Below are 19184 nucleotides of genomic sequence, written 5' to 3' on the forward strand. Positions count from 1 at the left end.
GCTCAATATTAAATCGGCAATACGGACGAGACAATGAAACAACACGAATCAGCGGATAATTCTCAGGGGCAGCTCTATATTGTGCCCACTCCGATAGGGAATCTGTCTGATATCACGCAGCGCGCACTGGAAGTGTTGCAAGCTGTTGATTTAATTGCTGCGGAAGATACCCGCCACACCGGTTTGCTGCTGCAACATTTTGCGATTAACGCCCGCTTATTTGCGCTTCACGACCATAACGAGCAGCAAAAGGCGGAAACACTTCTCGCTAAACTGAAAGAAGGGCAAAACATCGCGCTGGTCTCCGATGCCGGCACGCCGCTGATTAACGACCCTGGCTATCATCTGGTGCGCACCTGCCGAGAAGCGAATATTCGCGTGGTGCCGCTGCCGGGTCCCTGTGCGGCCATCGCCGCCCTGAGCGCCGCCGGTCTGCCTTCCGACCGTTTCTGCTATGAAGGCTTCCTGCCGGCGAAATCGAAAGGCCGCCGCGATACCCTGAAGGCGCTGGAAGAAGAACCGCGCACTCTCATCTTCTATGAGTCAACGCACCGTCTGGTGGAGAGTCTGGAAGATATCTGCGCGGTACTGGGAGAATCCCGCTACGTGGTGCTGGCCCGCGAGCTGACCAAAACCTGGGAGTCTATCCACGGCGCGCCGATTGGCGAGCTGGTGGCGTGGGTGAAGGAAGACGAAAACCGCCGCAAAGGCGAGATGGTGTTGATTGTCGAAGGCTTTAAGGCCCAGGAAGAGGCGCTGCCGGCAGCCGCGCTGCGTACCCTGGCGCTGCTGCAAGCGGAGCTGCCGCTGAAGAAAGCCGCCGCGCTGGCCGCGGAGATCCACGGCGTGAAGAAAAATGCGTTGTATAAGTACGCCCTGGAGCAGCAGGGGGAGTAAGCCTGTAAACTGACTTTGGGAGCAGCAAGCCGCTCTTCAGAAATTGAAGGGCGGCTTGAACGTCATTCGATATGTCGGAAGAAATGTCGGAAGAAATGTCGGAAGAAAAGGGCAGAATCGCTTTCCTTGCCGCACAGCATCCGTAACCAACAAGCCCGGATAAATCCGGGCTAAAAGTAGTTAAATTCTCACGCTCTCGATCAGGTCACCGGCGCCGGGTTAAACACCGCCAGCTGGTTGTGCAGGCCCCATTGATCGGAGAAGGTTTTCTTGCGTCCGCTGGCGACGTCGAGAATAAATTCGAACAGCTTCCGCCCGACATCCTCAATCGTCTCTTCGCCAGTGGCGATGGTCCCGGCGTTAATGTCCATTAAATCATACCAGCGGTTGGCCAGCTCGGTACGGGTCGCCATTTTTATTACGGGTACCGCCATCAGGCCATACGGCGTGCCGCGACCGGTGGTGAACACCTGCACGGTAATGCCAGAGGCGACCTGCTGGGTGCCGCAGACAAAATCGCTGGCGGGGGTAGCGGCATAAATCAGGCCGCGTTTGGTCGGGCGCTGGCCTGGAGAGAGCACCTCGACGATGGCGCTTTTCCCTGATTTAGCAATAGAACCCAGCGCTTTTTCCACCACGTTAGCCAGGCCGCCTTTTTTGTTGCCGGGGGAGGGGTTGGCGCTGCGGTCGGTTTTGCCCATGTCGAGATAGTTATCGTACCAGGCCATCTCTTCCAGCAGGCGTTTGCCGACCTCTTCGTTAATCGCCCGCGGGGTTAACAGATGGATGGCGTCGCGGACTTCGGTCACTTCCGAGAACATCACCGTCGCGCCGCAGCGCACCAGCAGGTCGGATGCATAGCCCACCGCCGGGTTGGCGGTCACACCGGAGAAGGCGTCGCTGCCGCCGCACTGCATGCCGACCACCAGCTCTGAAGCCGGACAGGTTTCCCGCTGGCGCTGGTTCAGTTTCACCAGGTGGCGCTCGGCGACCTGCAGAATGTCATCGACCATCGATTTAAAACCAACATGCTTTTCATCCTGCAGGCTGACGATGCTGGCGCTGTCCACCGGGATACTTTTGACGTCTTCCGTGCCCTGCAGCAGGCGTTCCGGCTGCAGCTTTTCACAGCCGAGGCCAATGACCATCACCTCACCGCCGAAATTCGGGTTGAGGGCGATATTGTGGATAGTGCGAATTGGCACTACCGCCGCCGGTGCATTAATCGCCACGCCGCAACCGTAGAGATGGTTCAGGCCTACCACGCCGTCGACGTTGGGGTATTTCGGCAGCAGGTCGCGTTCAATGATTTTCACCACATAATCAACCACGCCCGCAACACAGTGCACGCTGGTGGTGATGCCCAGCAGGTTCTTGGTGCCCACGCTGCCATCGGCATTGCGGTACCCTTCAAAGGTATAGCCTTCCAGAGGCGGTAGGGGTTCAGGCACTTTGGTCGCCAGCGGCAGGGTGTTCAACGGCGGGGCGGTGGGCAGTTCCACCAGCGATTCGTCAATCCAGCTTCCCTGTGGGATGTCGCGCACGGCGAAGCCAATCACTTCTCCGTAGCGGATGATTTCACCGCGGGCAGGGATATCCACCAGGGCTACTTTATGACCCTGTGGGATGTGTTCGACGAGCGTCAGGCCGTCCGGGAAACGTGTTCCGGCGGTCAATCCCCGATCGTTGACAATAATCGCCACGTTATCTGCCGGGTCAACTTTAATATAAAACGCGGTTGGCGATTGTTGTCGAATTGCAATGTCAGCCATTGTCCAGTCATCTCCAAAAAGGTGCTAAAAAAAGAATGAAATGGTCATTCTGGTGCTGTAGAAAAGAATAATGAAATAAAGAATGTCAGGAGTAATGGCTTTAAAATGTGATCTGTATCACCCCTCTTTGCGACGACGCTCACGCACCGACAGGCAATCATGAGAACTGTGGATTAGCGCCCATGACTTGTGGCATTTGCCTAACTAAAGCGTCAGATAAGACATTTATATTGTGATTATGCATGGTGTCTGGCGATGGCAGGCTGATTATACTGTGTCATGATTTTAAGGTAGCCGATAGGCAATAAGAGAGCGTTGATATCGTCTATTTAACAAATAAAGAACCCGATTAAAAAAATAATAAAAGGTGTTCTGTGTTTGATGAATATCTTCATGATCCTGGATGGGATGAGAAACAAGGAATACCAACTCGCTATTTTATTCTGCTGATTATATTTATGGTTCGCGAGATTAAACGCCTGGAATTGCAGAAGTAAGCAACGATTAACGCAAGGTAAACATCATGGATAACGCAATTTTCCCGAACAAATTTAAGGCCGCGCTGGCGGCTCATCAGGTGCAGATTGGCTGCTGGTGCGCGCTGGCTAACCCGATCAGCACTGAGGTGCTGGGTCTGGCCGGTTTCGACTGGCTGGTGCTGGATGCGGAACACGCGCCGAACGACGTGACCACGCTTATCCCACAGCTGATGGCGCTGAAGGGCAGCTCCAGCGCGCAGGTAGTCCGTGTGCCGACCAATGAGCCGATCATCATCAAGCGCATGCTGGACATCGGCTTCTATAACTTCCTGGTGCCGTTTGTCGAGACGGCTGAACAGGCGGCGCAGGCGGTGGCGTCGACCCGTTATCCGCCGGAAGGGATCCGCGGGGTCTCCGTTTCCCACCGCGGCAATATGTTCGGCACCGTGGCGGACTACTTCGCCCAGTCCAACAAGAACATTTCCATTCTGGTGCAGATTGAGAGCCAGACCGGGGTGGACAACGTCGAGGCGATTGCCGCGACCGACGGCGTCGACGGCCTGTTCGTCGGCCCGAGCGACCTGGCCGCGGCCTTAGGTCATCTGGGCAATGCCGCCCATCCTGAGGTGCAGCGCGCTATCCAGCATATCTTCGCCAGCGCGAAGAAGCACGGTAAGCCAAGTGGCATTCTGGCGCCGGTGGAAGCCGATGCGCGCCGCTATCTGGAATGGGGCGCGACTTTCGTCGCCGTCGGCAGCGATCTGGGCGTCTTCCGCTCAGCAACGCAGAAACTTGCTGATGCGTTTAAAAAATAATCACCAGGATGAAGAGAGAGAACATTATGACAATCAAAGTGGGTTTTATCGGTCTTGGCATTATGGGCAAACCGATGAGCAAAAATTTGCTGAAAGCAGGTTATTCGCTGGTGGTGTCCGACCGTAACCCGGAAGCGATTGCCGACGTGATTGCCGCGGGTGCTGAGACCGCCACGACGCCGAAGGCGATTGCTGAGCAATGTGACGTGATCATTACCATGCTGCCAAACTCTCCGCATGTGAAAGAGGTGGCGCTGGGTGAAAACGGCATTATCGAAGGCGCAAAGCCGGGCACCGTGGTGATTGATATGAGCTCTATCGCGCCGCTGGCGAGTCGGGAAATCAGCGAAGCGCTGAAAGCCAAGGGTATTGATATGCTGGATGCGCCGGTGAGCGGCGGCGAACCAAAAGCCATCGACGGCACCCTGTCGGTGATGGTCGGCGGCGATAAGGCGATCTTTGATAAATACTACGATCTGATGAAAGCGATGGCGGGCTCCGTGGTGCATACCGGCGACATCGGCGCGGGCAACGTCACCAAACTGGCTAACCAGGTGATTGTCGCCCTGAACATCGCGGCGATGTCTGAAGCGCTGACTCTGGCGACCAAAGCTGGCGTCAATCCGGATCTGGTATATCAGGCGATCCGTGGCGGCCTGGCGGGCAGTACCGTGCTGGATGCCAAAGCGCCGATGGTGATGGATCGTAACTTCAAGCCGGGATTCCGTATCGACCTGCATATTAAAGATCTGGCGAACGCCCTGGATACGTCCCATGGCGTGGGCGCTCAGCTACCGCTGACGGCGGCGGTAATGGAGATGATGCAGGCGCTGCGTGCGGACGGTCTGGGCACCGCGGACCATAGCGCGCTGGCGTGCTATTACGAAAAACTGGCGAAAGTGGAAGTCACTCGCTAACAAGAAGGGCGCACCACGCGCCCTGTTATTCTTGCCTTGCGCGGCACGGTCAGGCTACAAACTTATGAAAATCGTCATTGCCCCAGACTCTTACAAAGAAAGCCTGTCTGCCGCCGAGGTAGCTCAGGCGATAGAAAAAGGATTCCGTGAAATTTTCCCCGACGCGCAGTATGTTTCCATGCCCGTCGCCGACGGCGGCGAGGGAACGGTGGAGGCGATGATTGCCGCGACGCAGGGAACGGAACATTCCGCATGGGTGACTGGCCCGCTGGGCGAGAAAGTGGAGGCCTGCTGGGGCATGTCCGGCGATGGCGTTACCGCGTTTATTGAGATGGCGGCGGCCAGCGGCCTGGGACTCGTTCCGCCCGAAAAACGCAACCCTCTCATCACCACTTCACGCGGTACCGGCGAGCTGATATTACAGGCGCTGGAACATGGCGCGAAACGGATCATTATCGGTATCGGCGTCAGCGCGACCAACGACGGTGGGGCGGGCATGATGCAGGCGCTAGGCGCCCGCCTTTGCGACGCCGAGGGACAAGAGATCGGCCATGGCGGCGGTAGCCTGAGCCGTCTGAGCCGGATCGATCTTTCCGCCATCGATCCACGCTTACGTGACAGGATGATCCACGTGGCCTGCGACGTCACTAACCCGCTGGTGGGCGAGCGCGGCGCGTCGCGGATCTTTGGCCCGCAGAAAGGGGCGACCGAGGCGATGATCGTTGAGCTGGATCGTAATCTGGCGCACTTCGCCGACGTCATTAAGGCGTCGCTGCAGGTGGACGTTAAGCCGATCCCCGGGGCGGGGGCGGCCGGCGGCATGGGCGCGGCGCTGATGGCCTTTCTTAATGCGGAACTGCGTAGCGGGATTGAGATCGTTACCGAGGCGCTGAAGCTGGAAGAGCAGATCCATGACTGCTCGCTGGTGGTCACCGGAGAAGGGCGGATCGATAGCCAGTCCATTCACGGTAAGGTGCCGGTGGGGATAGCCCGGGTGGCGAAAAAATACCGTAAGCCGGTGATCGGTATTGCTGGCAGCCTGACCCACGACGTCGGCGTGGTTCACCAGCACGGTATCGATGCGGTTTTCAGCGTGTTAACCACAGTTTCGACGCTGGAAGAGGCATTTCGCGGGGCGTTTGATAACATTTACCGCGCGTCGCGCAATATCGCCGCCACCCTGCAGGTTGGGATGACGACAGAAGGATGACAACGGGCGGTAAACCCTCTATACTGCGCGCCGAAGCTGACCAGACAGTCGCCGCTTCGTCGTCGTCCTCCTTCGGGGGGAGACGGGCGGAGGGGAGGAAAGTCCGGGCTCCATAGGGCAAGGTGCCAGGTAACGCCTGGGGGGTGTCACAGCCCACGACCAGTGCAACAGAGAGCAAACCGCCGATGGCCCGCGCAAGCGGGATCAGGTAAGGGTGAAAGGGTGCGGTAAGAGCGCACCGCGCGGCTGGTAACAGTCCGCGGCACGGTAAACTCCACCCGGAGCAAGGCCAAATAGGGGTTCATAAGGTACGGCCCGTACTGAACCCGGGTAGGCTGCTTGAGCCAGTGAGCGATTGCTGGCCTAGATGAATGACTGTCCACGACAGAACCCGGCTTATCGGTCAGTTTCACCTCTTTATGCAAAAACCCCGCTCCGGCGGGGTTTTTGCTATCTGAATCCGTGACTCGGATGAATAACTGTCCACGACGCTATACCAAAAGAACGCGGCTTATCGGTCAGTTACCGTTATTTAACCACCTTAGGATTCTGTAGCGTCGGGATCGTGGAATCTTGCACCTGATGAACCTGACCGACGATCGTGGCGATGCTGCCGTTGCTTAACGCCTCAACGTCTGCGCTGTTATGTGAGCCAAAATTGAAGGTCAGACGTTTATCCGTTTTATTCTGCTCATCTCGCATGGTCACGGTAAAATAGTAGCTGCCGGCGATACCGCTCATTCGGCGAATATCGACAATCACGCCGCGTACCTTGACCCATTTGCCCAGATAATCGCTGCTGGCCTTCGCCGGGTTGAGGGTAAACGGCTGCAGGAACTGGGCGACTGAATACGTCTGCATCGAAGCGACGGCGTCATCTCCCGGTTGAAATAATTTGTCTCCCGCGGAATAAAAGGCTTTAGAAGCCAGGCCGCAGCCGCTTAACAGCGAGATGACAAAAACCAGCGGTAATACGCGAGTGCGTAATAACATAATTATCTCCTTATATATTTTAAAAATGATATCCCTGCTTTTATGTATGACATCTTTCTCGCTAATTAAATAAAGCAACCGTGGCTGCTGTCAATTAATTTCCGTGATAAGCGCTAAAGTCATTTTTTACAAATGTGGTATTCTTCATGTGAATTTATTTGGTGATAATGTTTGAATTTCTTATGTATTGAATAGTTTGTGATCAGGTGCACGCTGTGAATAATCTTTAGGTATTATTTTTTACATTTATTCACTACCAACTGTAAAATAATAAACCGCTATTTCAGACACTTTCACTTCAGGATAAAACAATGAAATTAATGACCCGTATTGCGTTTGCAGCCCTTCTGACTACCGGTTTCTCTCTGTCTGCGCAAGCCGCGGACGTGCAGGCGGCGCCAGCGCCGGCGCAGGACCCTATTGTCCAGCACTTAAAACTCACCAGCGATCAGGTTGCGAAAATTAAAAGCCTGCATCAGCAACTGGAAAATAATGTTCAACAGATTTCGCAGCAAGACATTAAAGATGGCGCCCTGATTAACGTGATTGATTCCGGAAAATGGGATGAAAAGGCAGTCAAGGATCAGCTGGCTGCCTTCAGTAAGATCGATCAGCAGGTGCGTTATTACCGCGTGAAGTATTATTTCGATGTGAATCAGGTCCTGACGCCGGAGCAGCGTACCCAGGTGAAAAAAGATCTTGCCGACGCGCTGAGCGAATAATGTCATCGGCCCCTTTCGGGGCCGATATTATCTTCAGGCTATAAACGAAAATCGAATCATTGATATTGCCTTTTCAGGCGAGACTTTCTTCATCCCGCAGACGAATCTCCGCTTCGACAACAATGGCTTCCAGTTCGCTCAGCATCTCATCATAACCAAAGCTGACGACGCCGGCGGTTTCCGGCTGCGTCGGGGCTGATGGCGTCGGGGACGCCTTTTTTCTGTTTTTCTTTTTACTCACTGACAGACTCCATCCCTTCCGTTGTTACACCGGTAAATCTATCAGCAAAGCGCGCAGCGGCGTATCGGCGACGAGGGTAATGTTAGCTTCGTCACGAATAAATGCGCCGTCACCACAGGTGAGAGCCTGTTTTTGTTGTTCCTGCGCGACGGCATGGACGGTGCCGTGGATTGACTGCAGGTAAGCGCGTGGGCCATGCAGCTGCACGCTAATCTGCTCTCCTTTCTCCAGTGCGATATGGTAGACCCAGGCCTGCTGGCGAAGCTGGAGACTGCCGTTCTCTCCCTCCGGCGAGGCCAGCAGCTGCAGCGGTGCGCTCACCACTTCGGTTTTCTGCTGTAGCGGGTTTTCCCGCTGCGGGCAAGCGTCGAGCCACAGCTGCATTCGCGTTAACGACTGCTCTTTGCTCAGATTATGCTCGCTATAGCTCACGCCAGGCTGGGTGGCGATAAGCAGCGCTTCACCGGCTTTGGCCTGCACGTGGTTGCCGTCGCTGTCGCGATATTCTGCTTCGCCTTCCAGAATCAGGTTCAGGATATCGACTTTTGGGTACGTCCTGGCCTGGAAGGAAGCGCCGGGCGCCAGCACTTCCTGGTTGAGGACGCGCAAGGACGCGAAGCCCAGTAATTTCGGGTCGAAGTAGTGGCCAAAGGAGAAGGTGTAGCGGGCCTGCAGCCAGCCGAAGTCTGCTTGTCCGCATTGTTTGGCTGTTCGGGTAGTAATCATGTTCTTGACCTCTCTTTACACTAAATCAATGGTAAAGGTATGGACGCTGTATTGTTAGCCAGATATTCTGCCCGGTATGTTCAAATTTCCTGAATGAGAAAGCGATGGCCAAAGAGAGAGCATTAACGCTGGAAGCGTTGCGTGTGATGGATGCGATCGACCGCCGTGGGAGCTTTGCTGCCGCGGCTGATGAGCTGGGACGCGTGCCTTCCGCCCTGAGCTATACCATGCAAAAACTGGAAGAGGAGCTGGACGTGGTGCTGTTTGACCGCTCAGGTCATCGCACGAAGTTCACCAACGTTGGACGGATGCTCCTGGAACGCGGGCGCGTGCTGCTCGAAGCGGCGGATAAACTCACCACCGATGCGGAAGCGTTGTCGCGCGGTTGGGAAACCCACCTGACGATCGTCACCGAAGCGCTGGTGCCCACCCCGGATCTGTTTCCGCTAATTGAAAAACTGGCGACCAAATCTAATACGCAGTTGTCGATTATCACCGAGGTGCTGGCCGGCGCCTGGGAGCGGCTGGAGCAGGGGCGGGCGGATATTGTTGTCGCGCCGGATATGCATTTTCGTTCCTCCTCGGAGATTAACTCGCGCAAACTCTATTCGGTGCTCAGTGTGTACGTCGCGGCGCCGGATCACCCGATCCACCAGGAGCCGGAACCGCTCTCGGAAGTGACCCGCGTGAAATACCGCGGCGTCGCAGTAGCGGATACCGCACGCGAGCGGCCCGTCCTTACCGTTCAGCTGCTGGATAAACAGCCGCGCTTAACGGTGAGTACCATTGAAGATAAGCGCCAGGCACTGCTGGCCGGGCTAGGCGTGGCGACCATGCCCTATCCGCTGGTGGAGAAGGATATTGCCGAAGGGCGTCTGCGGGTCGTCAGCCCGGAATACACCAATGAAATTGACATAATCATGGCCTGGCGGCGGGACAGTATGGGCGAGGCGAAGTCCTGGTGTCTGCGCGAAATCCCTAAGCTGTTTGCGGGACGCTAGTCGAGAAGACGCTCCTCCCGCTAGCGGGAGGAGCGGGAAGATTAATAGGAGAAGGGTTTCGGATCGGGTCCGAAGCGATTGTTGCCTTCGGTGCCGCGCTGGCAGTTAAAGATCAGGATCACCAGCCAGCCGATGACCGGGATCAACAGCAGCAGCAGCCACCAGGCTGAGCGGTCGGTGTCATGCAGACGCCGAAACTGCACCGCCCACCACGGTAAAAAGACCAGTACGCCATAGATGGTCGTCAGAATGCCTTCGCCGCCCGCCCGCTGCCAGCCCAGCATTTTATCGATGATGCTCAATACGCCGGTCAGGATGAGGTTGACCAGAATAAACATCCAGTACTCTTTGCGCCGCGCACGGCCGCCAAATCCTATATAGTTTTTTAATGCCTTGAGATACCAGTCCATTTCTACGCCTCAATTAACCGTCAATCACTTGTTTTTTAAGCGATCGCAATAAGAATAGACGTGAATGAATGGTGGGTAAATATCTGTTTTCTGAATTATTGGGCGCCATCACTGGCGCCCGAAAGATCAACGGAAGCGCTGATCGCGGCCGTGGGGTTCGTTGAGATCCTGTTGCGGTCCAATGGAGATAATGCCGGTTGGATTAATGGTTTTATGGCTGCGGTAATAGTGGTGGCGGATATGCGGAATACTCACCGTCTCCGCGATGCCGGGCATCTGGTAGATATCGCGCAGAAAACCGTACAGGTTGAGGTAATCGCTAATGCGCCGTTTGTCGCATTTAAAATGCGTCACATATACCGGGTCGAACCGTACCAGCGTGGTCCACAGGCGAATATCGGCTTCCGTCAGCTGATTTCCCGTCAGGTAACGATGCTGACCGAGGATCTGCTCCATCCGCTCCAGTGAAGTAAAGACCGCCTCGACCGCTTCGTCGTAAGCCTGCTGGCTGGTGGCAAAGCCGGCCTTATACACGCCGTTGTTGACGTTGTCGTAGATCCAGCCGTTCAGTTCATCGATTTTTTCCCGCAGCGCCGGCGGATAGTAATCCCCGGCTCTGGCGCCCAGACCATCGAAGGCGGTATTAAACATGCGGATGATTTCTGCCGACTCATTGCTGACGATGGTCTGCTGCTTTTTGTCCCACAATACCGGGACCGTGACGCGACCGGTATAGTGCGGGTCAGCCTGCAGATAGAGCTGATAGAGGAACTGATGATGATAGAGCTGGTCGCCGGTAGCACCAGGGAAATCATCGGCGAAGGTCCAGCCGTTTTCCAGCATCAGCGGATTGACCACGGAGACGGATATAAAGGGTTCCAGTCCTTTCAGCTTGCGCAGAATTAACGTGCGGTGCGCCCACGGGCAGGCTAAAGAAACATACAGATGATAACGGTCTTTTTCCGCGGCAAAGCCACCTTCGCCCGCAGGCCCCGGCGCGCCATCGGCCGTGAGCCAGTTACGGAAGGCCGAAACGGAACGCTTGAATCGTCCTCCGGTGGATTTGGTGTCATACCAGGTATCTTGCCAGACGCCGTCGACTAATTGTCCCATTACTTCCTCCTGCAGATAGCAAAAGCGAGGAGATATCCCCTCGCTTTTTTTAGATTTTTACTCAGTATAGTGCGCTTACCACTTTTTATTCAGTACGCGGTCGATGCTGAATGCGCCCGGTCCGGTAATGGCCAGCAGCAGATAACCGCCAGCAATGGTCAGGTTTTTCATGAACATCAGCGAGTTCACGCCTTCCGCAAAGTTGCTGTGGAACAGGAACGCGGTCAGCAGCGTAAAGCCTGCGGTGAACAACGCGGTGGTACGGGTCAGGAAACCGAACAGAATCGCCAGACCGCCGCCGAATTCAAGGAGAATGGTCAGCGGCAGCAGTGCTCCCGGCACGCCCATGGCTTCCATATACTGCTGGGTTCCGGCGTAACCAGTGATTTTGCCCCATCCAGCAGTGATAAACAGAATCGGCATCAGAATACGCGCTACCAGTACACCAACATCTTCTAATTTTTTCATTTCTTACTCCAGAAAACCCAAAGGGCGGCAGTTTTGTTTTTTAGCGCAATCCCGCGTGGTTACACGGTGTTGCTGTCGATGGAGAGGATAGTAACGAGGCGGAGAGGGAATTGTTAGCAAGGAAAACTGTAGATCTTCTTCAAAGTTTCTGAGCAATATGTGCGGTGAGGAGAAATTTTCTGGCGACGAGGGGAACTACCCGTCCCGATATCGGGTGGCTGAGCGGAATGAATTGAGATCTGAGGGGGGCTAACCGCGGGTTGCGGCGAAGGCCCCGTCTGCCGCGAACGGCGTATTGTATCGGACGGGGAAATGGCAGAGCGGGGCGCCGGGATAAGCGCCCGCGCTCCGGGCTGCTAGTGTGTTGACGACTGGCGCAGGATCCCGCGGACCATCCGCCAGGTGCTCCACAGCCCGAGACCGCGTTTGGTCCAGCGCATCAAAAAGTGCGGGTGTCGTATGGACCAGACGGCCATCAAACCGCTGCCAACCATCAGCCACGAACGTAAACTCAGCAGCGTATGCCAGCCGCGATCGAGGGGCGCTGTCGCCTCCAGCCAGTGGCGACGACAGGCGCTAAGCTCCAGTCGTTGCTGCTGGATCTGGCGCAGCAGCAGCGCCTTTTGCCGTTCACGCTCCTGTCGGCCATTCACGGTTTATCGTCCTCCAGAAGGGCACGGTCGTTCTCCAGCTCTTTACGCGTCAGGCGCAGCAGCGTGGAGCGGCGCGCCTTACGTAGGGTAAGGATACCCACGATCGCGGCGGCGAGGAGCAGAACGACGGTGGTGGCGATCATGACGTGCAGGCGGTACTGGGCGTCAACGGCCCAGATAACCAGCACCAGCAGACTCATGAGGCCAAACGCGGCAAACAGCAGCGTCAGTCCGGTCATGATCAGCAGCTGGAAGAGGTTGGCTTTCTCCTCCTCCAGCTCCACGACGACCAGGCGCAGCCGTGTTTCCACCATTTCGGCCAGCAGCGTGACGATACGCTGGCCAATGGAGAACACGCGCTGGCCTGGCCCCTGCGTGTGTTGAGTATTCGCCATAATCAGCGACGCGACAGCAGGACACCCAGCACCAGCCCGACGGCGGCACCAATCCCGACTCCTGTCCACGGATTTTCGCGAACATAATCATCCGCCCGCGCGGCGGTCTCGCGCGTTTGACGCAAAATCGCATCGCTGGTTTCACCCAGGCGGGCACGACTCTCTTTTAGCGCGCTCTCTGCTTTACTACGCAGTTTACCAATCTCTTCTTTCGACTTGTCCGCTGAGGAATTCAGAACTTCCTCCAGGGTATCCGCCAGCGTTTTCAGTTCTGCACGAAGGTCGTCAGTCACATTCTCTTTAGCCATGTCGTTCTCCTGTAGCGTGGTCCGTGTTGCGAAAGTTAACTGTTATTAGTAGTCCCGAGACTCCAGCGTTTTTAACTCCTGTTGCGCTTCATTGAGTTTATGCTGGCGTTTGTTGATTTTGTCCGCATCGCCTTTCTTCCGGGCTTCCTGCAGATCGCGCTGACGTTCAGCGATCTCTTCCCGCTGTTTGGCAATTTTTTGCTGATGATCGGCTTTGAGTTTACTGTCGCTGCAGTTTTCCCGTACCTGACGTAGCGCGGTATTTAGCCCATCAATGCGACTTTGATTATGATGCTTTTCGGCATAGCTGATCTCTCGTTGAATATCCTGCTCTTTTTCCTGGCAGGGAGAGGCTGCTATGGCGCTGGCGCTAAGTGAAGTCAGGGCCAGAAGCAGAGCGATGCGGTGTTTCATGGATAGTACCTTCCATTGTCTGAGGGTATACCCGGAGGATATACCCGTTCCCGATGGTGAACGGGAATGCGTTGATTCCCGCAGGTTTAAGCATAGTAACAAATGCAGGAAACCACCAGACTGCGTAAAAAACGCAGTAAGGCGGTAGTTTACCCGAGCCGGTGAGGCGCGTCGCGCAGACGGGATAACCAGGCGGTGGCCGAGTTATCGTCCTCCAGCAGGGCAATAATATAACCATGTGGCAGAGCGCGACCGAGAACCTCTTTCGCCGCCGCGCCCTGGGCGGTGGAGTCGAACTTAATCAGCAGGCCATCTTTTTGCGGCGTAATGCTCTTAAAGCGGATACCGTTGGCGTCGAGATGATGCCAGACGGAGAAGCCGTCCGGCATGCTGACGCCCTGGCCAACCGGACGGATCGCCAGCGTGGCCTCCTGCTGCTGCACTGCCAGCCAGAGCCAGAACAGCGCGCAGAGCACAAGAGAGCCACCCAGCAGCCAGCTCAGCTGGCGCAGGGAGGGGCGTTTAATGACCATCATTAGCCCCGGCTTCTGTATTTTTTCTTCCACAGCACCACCAGCGAGCCGATCAGTCCGAAGACCAGCAGCGCGACCGGAAGGAGCATCAGGCAGGACATCAGCTGATCTTCATACTTGAGGAATACCGGGGTTTTGCCCAGCAGATAGCCCAGCGAGGTCAGGATGAGCACCCACAGCAGGCCGCTCATCCAGTTAAAGAACTGAAAGCGAGCGTTATTGAGGCCTGAAAGGCCGGCAATCGTCGGCAACAGCGTACGCACGAAGGCGATAAAGCGGCCGATCAGCAGCGCGGAGAGCCCATGCTTATGAAACAGGTGATGCGCGCGTTGATGATAGTGAGAGGGCAGATGCGACAGCCAGTTTTGCACGATCCGCGTATTGCCCAGCCAGCGCCCCTGAATGTAGCTCAGCCAACAGCCGAGGCTGGCGGCGGCGGTAAGCAGCAGCAAGGTTTCCGGAAAGCCCATCGCCCCTTTGGCGATCAGCACGCCCACGAGCACAAGCAGACTATCCCCCGGTAAAAACGCGGCAGGCAGTAACCCGTTCTCAAGGAACAAAATCATAAACAAGACAAAATACAGCATGCCAATCATGGAGGGATTCGCGAGCGTTTCGTAATCCTGAGCCCACAAGGCATTCAATAACTGGGTTAAAAGTTCCATTCACGATTCCTGGTACATCGGTTAACGGCACGTCTGAGCGCGTGGCATGTTGGGCGACAAGATTTTTATGAGATTTTGGTCGCTGCTTAGGCGCTCTGAACGCTTCCCTGTATAAGACTGAAGTAAGTAAACACTTACCCCCAGAACGGCAAAATGCATCTAATTGTAACAAATCAGCTGACTTTACGTCAGAGAAATTGCAAGGTGTTGCTCGTTGATTTTGCTGATTGCGGCGGTGGGAGGCGAGAGGATTTACACAGGCTGACACTATATATGTTTTACTTACTCCAGCCGGCCTGGGGGGCAGGCGCGCAGGGGCCGCGCGCCGTCAGGATAAGCGCTTATTTCGCGCTGTTGGCCGCCGTATCGAGATGAACTACCGGATTATCGGCAAATAAGTAGCGATCGGCATTAAATTCAAAGTCATCGCTGGTTTCGTTAAACAGCATTTGCTTGGTATTTTCCAGATGCTGCCACATCGCCAGCTTGGCGGCGTTGGGATCTTTACGCAGCAGGGCTTTCAGGATCTGATCGTGATCGTCGCACCAGTTATCGACCGTGCGCAGGTCGATATGCTCATGCAGCTTTTTCCAGTACGGGTTATGCACGCGCTGGGTCCACATTTTTTCCACGATCGCCGCCAGCGCACTGTTCTGCGTGGCCAGCGCCACCTGGACGTGGAACTGGAGATCCCACTCGGAGTCGCGGAAACACTTCTCGTTGCGCGCTTTCTCCTGAATCTCCATCAGCTTCATGATGTCCTGTTTGGTCACCTGAGTCGCCGCGAATTCAGCAATATTGCTTTCAATTAGCTGCCGCGCCTGCAGGAGTTCAAAAGGGCCATAGTTGGCGAATTCAAGGCTTTCATCGGCCACCTGCTGGTACTTGGGATGGTTGGAGATGACATGAATACCCGACCCTTTGCGGACTTCGACATACCCTTCCACTTCCAGCATGATAATGGCTTCACGAACCACGGTGCGGCTGACGTTTTTTTCATCGGCGATAAAGCGCTCGGCGGGCAGCTTATCCCCTACAAGGTAGACACCTTGTTCGATGCGCGTCTTCAGCTCAGCGGCAAGCTGCTGATACAGACGGCGTGGTTCAATGATTTCCATATTCGCTCCCGCAAGATGGCGACAATATTCGATTTGTTATACCACTTTTACACGCTTTCCACCACTGGCAGGCATGAAAAAGCCGCCTGAGAAGGCGGCTCGATAAGCGGTCATATCAGCACATGATCTAACTCTGCGTGGCGGGTTTGCGGCTGCTAAGCGGCGTCGAGTCATCGTCAGCCGGTTTGTTTTTCAGCACCGTCCAGATAACCAACGCGCCCAGCAGGTCAAAGACGGCCAGTACCGCAAACAGCGGGCTGAAGCCGATGGTGTCTGCCAGCGCGCCGACAACCAGGGCGAACATGGTGCTCGCCAGCCAGGCGGCCATCCCGGTCAGACCGTTGGCGGTAGCGACTTCGTTACGGCCAAAGACGTCGGAAGAGAGGGTGATCAGCGCCCCGGACAGCGCCTGGTGAGCGAACCCGCCGATGCACAGCAGGGCAATCGCCACGTACGGGCTGGTGAACAGGCCGATCATCCCCGGGCCAATCATCAGCAGGGCGCCCATGGTGACCACCATTTTACGCGACACGATCAGGTTGACGCCAAACCAGCGCTGGAACAGCGGCGGCAGGTAACCGCCCACGATGCAGCCGAGGTCGGCGAACAGCATCGGCATCCAGGCGAACATCGCGATCTCTTTCAGGTTAAAGCCGTAAACCTTAAACATGAACAGCGGGATCCAGGCGTTAAAGGTCCCCCAGGCCGGCTCGGCGAGGAAGCGCGGCAGGGCGATACCCCAGAACTGACGGTTGCGCAGGATCTGCCACGGCGACATTTTCTTCGCGTTATTGGTCTGATGCTGAGACTCCTGACCGCCAATGATGTAGTCGCGTTCTTCGTCAGATAATTTTTTCTGGTCGCGCGGGTGTTTGTAGAAGATAAGCCAGGCGATGGCCCAGGCGAAGCTCAATACCCCGGAGATGATGAACGCCATCTGCCAGCTGTGCATGACAATCGCCCACACCACCAACGGCGGCGCGATCATGGCGCCAATAGAGGAACCGACGTTGAAGTAGCCCACCGCGATAGAGCGCTCTTTTGCCGGGAACCATTCAGAACTGGCTTTCAGCCCGGCAGGGATCATCGCGGCTTCCGCTGCGCCGACTGCGCCGCGAGCCAGCGCCAGGCCGCCCCAGCTGCCTGCCAGCGCGGTTGAGCCGCAGAATATCGCCCAGGCGATAGCAAAGAAGGCATAGCCGATTTTGGTCCCGAGAATATCGAGGACGTAACCCGCGACAGGCTGCATGACGGTGTAGGCAGCGGAATAGGCTGCAATGATATAGGAGTACTGTTGAGTCGAGATGTGTAACTCTTCCATCAGCGTCGGCGCGGCCGCCGCCACGGTGTTACGGGTCAGGTAGCCCAGCACGGTGCCTAGCGTCACCAGCGCAATCATGTACCAACGTAACCCTTTAATTTTACGCATGTAAACCTCATCGTCTGTTATCTTTCCGCATCAGGTGCGGCCTTTCCTGACGGCAATACGCGGTCGGGAAAGCGAAACGGAGGGTTCAGGAGGGGGGATCCCCCTCTGGCCCGAACCTTACCATCAGTTGTTATGTTGAAAGTCGGTGTCCATTCCGTATAAGCCGATGCCATAAACACCGGTAATGCATTCCGTCGGTTTATATGTTGCGACGGCAGAAAGATAACTTGTCATACAACTTTAAAAGTTGAGTGCTGTCACAAAAGTGGGAAAGTTAGTGTGGTCTTTAGCCCTTACCGGCAAAGCCAGAGATGGCGCGCCCTGCCGGGGTATTTTCCAATGAGACGGTCGTTTTTTTATCGACGTTTATTGATCTAACTCACGAAAAACAGCTCGGTCTGTAGAAATTGGTGTGATAACTTTGTCAGCATTGTAGTCAATCATCTGAAAGGCTCCCGCTACGGAGCGAAGAGGACACGCGAATGACACCGTTTATGACTGAAGATTTTCTACTCGATACCGAATTTGCTCGCCGTCTGTACCACGATTACGCCAAAGATCAGCCGATTTTCGACTACCATTGCCACCTTCCGCCGCAGCAGGTTGCCGAAAACTATCGCTTCAAAAATCTGTATGACATCTGGCTGAAAGGCGATCACTACAAATGGCGCGCAATGCGCACTAACGGCGTACCGGAGCGTCTGTGTACCGGTGATGCGTCCGATCGCGAGAAATTTGACGCCTGGGCGGCAACGGTGCCGCACACTATTGGCAACCCGTTATACCACTGGACCCATTTAGAGCTGCGTCGCCCTTTTGGTATTACAGGTAAGCTGTTGTCTCCATCCACCGCCGATGAGATCTGGGACCAGTGCAATGATTTACTGGCTCAGGACGCCTTCTCCGCCCGCGGGATCATGAAGCAGATGAATGTGAAGATGGTCGGTACCACCGACGATCCGATTGATTCTCTCGAGCACCATGCGGTTGTCGCCAAAGATACCTCCTTTGATATCAAAGTGCTGCCGAGCTGGCGCCCGGATAAAGCATTCAACATTGAACAGGCGACCTTTAATGACTACATGGCGAAGCTGGGTGAGGTGTCCGATACCGATATTCGCCGTTTTGCGGACCTGCAAAGCGCTCTGACCAAACGTCTGGACCACTTTGCCGCACACGGCTGCAAGGTCTCCGACCACGCGCTGGACGTGGTGCTGTTTGCGGAAGCGACCGACGCCGAGCTGGACGCCATTCTGGCGCGCCGTCTGGCTGGCGAGACCCTCAGCGCACACGAAGTGGCGCAGTTCAAAACCGCGGTGCTGGTGTTCCTCGGCGCAGAATATGCCCGTCGCGGTTGGGTACAGCAGTACCATATCGGTGCGCTGCGCAATAACAACCTGCGTCAGTTCAAACTGTTAGGCCCGGACGTGGGCTTCGACTCGATCAACGATCGCCCGATGGCTGAAGAGCTGTCTAAGCTGCTGAGCAAGCAGAACGAAGAGAACCTGCTACCGAAAACCATTCTCTACTGCCTGAACCCGCGCGATAACGAAGTGCTGGGCACCATGATCGGTAACTTCCAGGGTGAAGGCATGCCAGGCAAGATGCAGTTCGGCTCCGGCTGGTGGTTCAACGATCAGAAAGACGGCATGGAGCGGCAGATGACCCAGCTGGCGCAGCTCGGCCTGCTGAGCCGCTTCGTCGGGATGCTGACCGACAGCCGCAGCTTCCTCTCCTACACGCGCCACGAATACTTCCGCCGCATTCTGTGCCAGATGATCGGCCGCTGGGTGGCTGCCGGCGAAGCGCCTGCGGATATCGCGCTGCTGGGCGAGATGGTGAAAAACATTTGCTTTAACAATGCGCGTGACTATTTCGCCATTGAACTGAACTAAGGCCAGAGGT

The 19184-nt window shown here is 55.8% G+C and carries 22 protein-coding genes and 1 other RNA gene; 8 read left to right on the forward strand and 15 right to left on the reverse strand.

What is annotated here, in order from left to right; translation table 11 throughout:
- Positions 1-33 precede the first annotated feature (33 nt).
- Positions 34-897, forward strand: a complete 864-nt coding sequence (gene rsmI, locus AS136_RS00630) for a 16S rRNA (cytidine(1402)-2'-O)-methyltransferase (RefSeq protein ID WP_004144878.1) — start codon at positions 34-36, stop codon at positions 895-897.
- Between the two features lie 200 nt (positions 898-1097).
- Here the strand turns inward: rsmI and garD are convergent, their stop codons facing one another.
- Positions 1098-2669, reverse strand: a complete 1572-nt coding sequence (garD, locus tag AS136_RS00635) for a galactarate dehydratase (protein WP_023323314.1) — start codon at positions 2667-2669, stop codon at positions 1098-1100.
- A gap of 523 nt (positions 2670-3192) precedes the next feature.
- Here garD and garL point away from each other — a divergent pair.
- The 4 genes from garL to rnpB all read left to right on the forward strand — a co-directional run bounded on the left by garL (position 3193) and on the right by rnpB (position 6505).
- A complete protein-coding gene (gene garL, locus AS136_RS00640) occupies positions 3193-3963 on the forward strand; it encodes a 2-dehydro-3-deoxyglucarate aldolase (RefSeq protein WP_023298255.1) in 771 nt (256 codons plus the stop codon).
- Between the two features lie 26 nt (positions 3964-3989).
- Entirely contained in the window at positions 3990-4880 is an 891-nt protein-coding gene (gene garR, locus AS136_RS00645) for a 2-hydroxy-3-oxopropionate reductase (RefSeq protein WP_012540492.1), read from the forward strand.
- A 64-nt stretch (positions 4881-4944) separates the two neighbouring features.
- Positions 4945-6090, forward strand: coding sequence for a glycerate 2-kinase (garK, locus tag AS136_RS00650; protein ID WP_063266635.1), 1146 nt, complete (start codon positions 4945-4947; stop codon positions 6088-6090).
- A 32-nt stretch (positions 6091-6122) separates the two neighbouring features.
- An RNA gene (gene rnpB, locus AS136_RS00655) (RNase P RNA component class A) lies at positions 6123-6505 on the forward strand.
- A 113-nt stretch (positions 6506-6618) separates the two neighbouring features.
- Here rnpB and AS136_RS00660 read toward each other — a convergent pair.
- A complete protein-coding gene (locus AS136_RS00660) occupies positions 6619-7083 on the reverse strand; it encodes an OB-fold putative lipoprotein (RefSeq protein WP_008806594.1) in 465 nt (154 codons plus the stop codon).
- A 311-nt stretch (positions 7084-7394) separates the two neighbouring features.
- On the opposite strand from AS136_RS00660, the gene AS136_RS00665 reads away from it, so the two are divergent.
- Positions 7395-7805, forward strand: coding sequence for a Spy/CpxP family protein refolding chaperone (locus tag AS136_RS00665; RefSeq protein ID WP_008806593.1), 411 nt, complete (start codon positions 7395-7397; stop codon positions 7803-7805).
- A 73-nt stretch (positions 7806-7878) separates the two neighbouring features.
- Here the strand turns inward: AS136_RS00665 and AS136_RS28525 are convergent, their stop codons facing one another.
- Positions 7879-8046 carry a hypothetical protein gene (locus AS136_RS28525; protein WP_008806592.1) on the reverse strand — a complete coding sequence of 56 codons (168 nt, stop codon included), beginning with the start codon at positions 8044-8046 and terminating at the stop codon, positions 7879-7881.
- A 24-nt stretch (positions 8047-8070) separates the two neighbouring features.
- Positions 8071-8772, reverse strand: a complete 702-nt coding sequence (locus AS136_RS00670) for a pirin family protein (RefSeq protein ID WP_008806591.1) — start codon at positions 8770-8772, stop codon at positions 8071-8073.
- Positions 8773-8876: 104 nt separating this feature from the next.
- On the opposite strand from AS136_RS00670, the gene AS136_RS00675 reads away from it, so the two are divergent.
- The gene (locus AS136_RS00675) at positions 8877-9773 is read left to right on the forward strand and encodes a LysR family transcriptional regulator (RefSeq protein WP_004144865.1); all 897 of its coding nucleotides are present in this window, start codon (positions 8877-8879) and stop codon (positions 9771-9773) included.
- 41 nt (positions 9774-9814) lie between these two features.
- On the opposite strand, the gene AS136_RS00680 is transcribed toward AS136_RS00675, so the two are convergent.
- The 11 genes from AS136_RS00680 to AS136_RS00730 form a co-directional block, all read right to left on the reverse strand.
- Positions 9815-10183, reverse strand: coding sequence for a DUF805 domain-containing protein (locus AS136_RS00680; RefSeq protein ID WP_008806590.1), 369 nt, complete (start codon positions 10181-10183; stop codon positions 9815-9817).
- A gap of 126 nt (positions 10184-10309) precedes the next feature.
- Positions 10310-11296 carry a glutathione S-transferase family protein gene (locus AS136_RS00685; protein WP_063266636.1) on the reverse strand — a complete coding sequence of 329 codons (987 nt, stop codon included), beginning with the start codon at positions 11294-11296 and terminating at the stop codon, positions 10310-10312.
- Positions 11297-11371: 75 nt separating this feature from the next.
- On the reverse strand, positions 11372-11764 hold the full coding sequence (locus AS136_RS00690; protein ID WP_002917920.1) for a DoxX family protein: 393 nt from the start codon (positions 11762-11764) through the stop codon (positions 11372-11374).
- A 356-nt stretch (positions 11765-12120) separates the two neighbouring features.
- On the reverse strand, positions 12121-12417 hold the full coding sequence (locus tag AS136_RS00695; RefSeq protein ID WP_008806588.1) for a YqjK-like family protein: 297 nt from the start codon (positions 12415-12417) through the stop codon (positions 12121-12123).
- Positions 12414-12812, reverse strand: a complete 399-nt coding sequence (locus AS136_RS00700; RefSeq protein WP_008806587.1) for a phage holin family protein — start codon at positions 12810-12812, stop codon at positions 12414-12416. Before AS136_RS00700 ends, AS136_RS00695 begins: the two co-directional genes overlap by 4 nt.
- Before the next feature lie 2 nt (positions 12813-12814).
- On the reverse strand, positions 12815-13120 hold the full coding sequence (locus AS136_RS00705) for an ElaB/YgaM/YqjD family protein (RefSeq protein WP_008806586.1): 306 nt from the start codon (positions 13118-13120) through the stop codon (positions 12815-12817).
- 45 nt (positions 13121-13165) lie between these two features.
- Positions 13166-13534 (reverse strand): DUF1090 domain-containing protein, encoded by a 369-nt coding sequence (locus AS136_RS00710; protein WP_008806585.1) that lies wholly within the window; start codon positions 13532-13534, stop codon positions 13166-13168.
- A 149-nt stretch (positions 13535-13683) separates the two neighbouring features.
- A complete protein-coding gene (gene mzrA / locus AS136_RS00715; protein WP_162493301.1) occupies positions 13684-14061 on the reverse strand; it encodes an EnvZ/OmpR regulon moderator MzrA in 378 nt (125 codons plus the stop codon).
- An 8-nt stretch (positions 14062-14069) separates the two neighbouring features.
- A complete protein-coding gene (gene yqjA, locus AS136_RS00720) occupies positions 14070-14732 on the reverse strand; it encodes a DedA family general envelope maintenance protein YqjA (RefSeq protein WP_004206121.1) in 663 nt (220 codons plus the stop codon).
- A 341-nt stretch (positions 14733-15073) separates the two neighbouring features.
- Positions 15074-15850 (reverse strand): transcriptional regulator ExuR, encoded by a 777-nt coding sequence (gene exuR, locus AS136_RS00725; protein WP_012967188.1) that lies wholly within the window; start codon positions 15848-15850, stop codon positions 15074-15076.
- Positions 15851-15977: 127 nt separating this feature from the next.
- Positions 15978-17279, reverse strand: coding sequence for an MFS transporter (locus AS136_RS00730; RefSeq protein ID WP_008806582.1), 1302 nt, complete (start codon positions 17277-17279; stop codon positions 15978-15980).
- Positions 17280-17761: 482 nt separating this feature from the next.
- Here AS136_RS00730 and uxaC point away from each other — a divergent pair, with 482 nt between their 5' ends.
- Complete coding sequence (uxaC, locus tag AS136_RS00735) at positions 17762-19174, forward strand: glucuronate isomerase (RefSeq protein WP_008806581.1); 1413 nt, start codon at positions 17762-17764, stop codon at positions 19172-19174.
- The last annotated feature ends 10 nt before the right edge of the window (positions 19175-19184 follow it).

The organism is Klebsiella sp. D5A (assembly GCF_001620885.1).
Lineage (GTDB): Bacteria > Pseudomonadota > Gammaproteobacteria > Enterobacterales > Enterobacteriaceae > Klebsiella > Klebsiella variicola.

What these genes read in the sequence shown, in the direction of transcription:
- rsmI (WP_004144878.1), top strand. Translation starts at nt 34, where the DNA reads ATGAAACAACACGAATCAGCGGATAATTCTCAGGGGCAGCTCTATATT.
- garD (WP_023323314.1), bottom strand. Translation starts at nt 2,669, where the DNA reads ATGGCTGACATTGCAATTCGACAACAATCGCCAACCGCGTTTTATATT.
- garL (WP_023298255.1), top strand. Translation starts at nt 3,193, where the DNA reads ATGGATAACGCAATTTTCCCGAACAAATTTAAGGCCGCGCTGGCGGCT.
- garR (WP_012540492.1), top strand. Translation starts at nt 3,990, where the DNA reads ATGACAATCAAAGTGGGTTTTATCGGTCTTGGCATTATGGGCAAACCG.
- garK (WP_063266635.1), top strand. Translation starts at nt 4,945, where the DNA reads ATGAAAATCGTCATTGCCCCAGACTCTTACAAAGAAAGCCTGTCTGCC.
- AS136_RS00660 (WP_008806594.1), bottom strand. Translation starts at nt 7,083, where the DNA reads ATGTTATTACGCACTCGCGTATTACCGCTGGTTTTTGTCATCTCGCTG.
- AS136_RS00665 (WP_008806593.1), top strand. Translation starts at nt 7,395, where the DNA reads ATGAAATTAATGACCCGTATTGCGTTTGCAGCCCTTCTGACTACCGGT.
- AS136_RS00670 (WP_008806591.1), bottom strand. Translation starts at nt 8,772, where the DNA reads ATGATTACTACCCGAACAGCCAAACAATGCGGACAAGCAGACTTCGGC.
- AS136_RS00675 (WP_004144865.1), top strand. Translation starts at nt 8,877, where the DNA reads ATGGCCAAAGAGAGAGCATTAACGCTGGAAGCGTTGCGTGTGATGGAT.
- AS136_RS00680 (WP_008806590.1), bottom strand. Translation starts at nt 10,183, where the DNA reads ATGGACTGGTATCTCAAGGCATTAAAAAACTATATAGGATTTGGCGGC.
- AS136_RS00685 (WP_063266636.1), bottom strand. Translation starts at nt 11,296, where the DNA reads ATGGGACAATTAGTCGACGGCGTCTGGCAAGATACCTGGTATGACACC.
- AS136_RS00690 (WP_002917920.1), bottom strand. Translation starts at nt 11,764, where the DNA reads ATGAAAAAATTAGAAGATGTTGGTGTACTGGTAGCGCGTATTCTGATG.
- AS136_RS00700 (WP_008806587.1), bottom strand. Translation starts at nt 12,812, where the DNA reads ATGGCGAATACTCAACACACGCAGGGGCCAGGCCAGCGCGTGTTCTCC.
- AS136_RS00705 (WP_008806586.1), bottom strand. Translation starts at nt 13,120, where the DNA reads ATGGCTAAAGAGAATGTGACTGACGACCTTCGTGCAGAACTGAAAACG.
- AS136_RS00710 (WP_008806585.1), bottom strand. Translation starts at nt 13,534, where the DNA reads ATGAAACACCGCATCGCTCTGCTTCTGGCCCTGACTTCACTTAGCGCC.
- yqjA (WP_004206121.1), bottom strand. Translation starts at nt 14,732, where the DNA reads ATGGAACTTTTAACCCAGTTATTGAATGCCTTGTGGGCTCAGGATTAC.
- exuR (WP_012967188.1), bottom strand. Translation starts at nt 15,850, where the DNA reads ATGGAAATCATTGAACCACGCCGTCTGTATCAGCAGCTTGCCGCTGAG.
- AS136_RS00730 (WP_008806582.1), bottom strand. Translation starts at nt 17,279, where the DNA reads ATGCGTAAAATTAAAGGGTTACGTTGGTACATGATTGCGCTGGTGACG.
- uxaC (WP_008806581.1), top strand. Translation starts at nt 17,762, where the DNA reads ATGACACCGTTTATGACTGAAGATTTTCTACTCGATACCGAATTTGCT.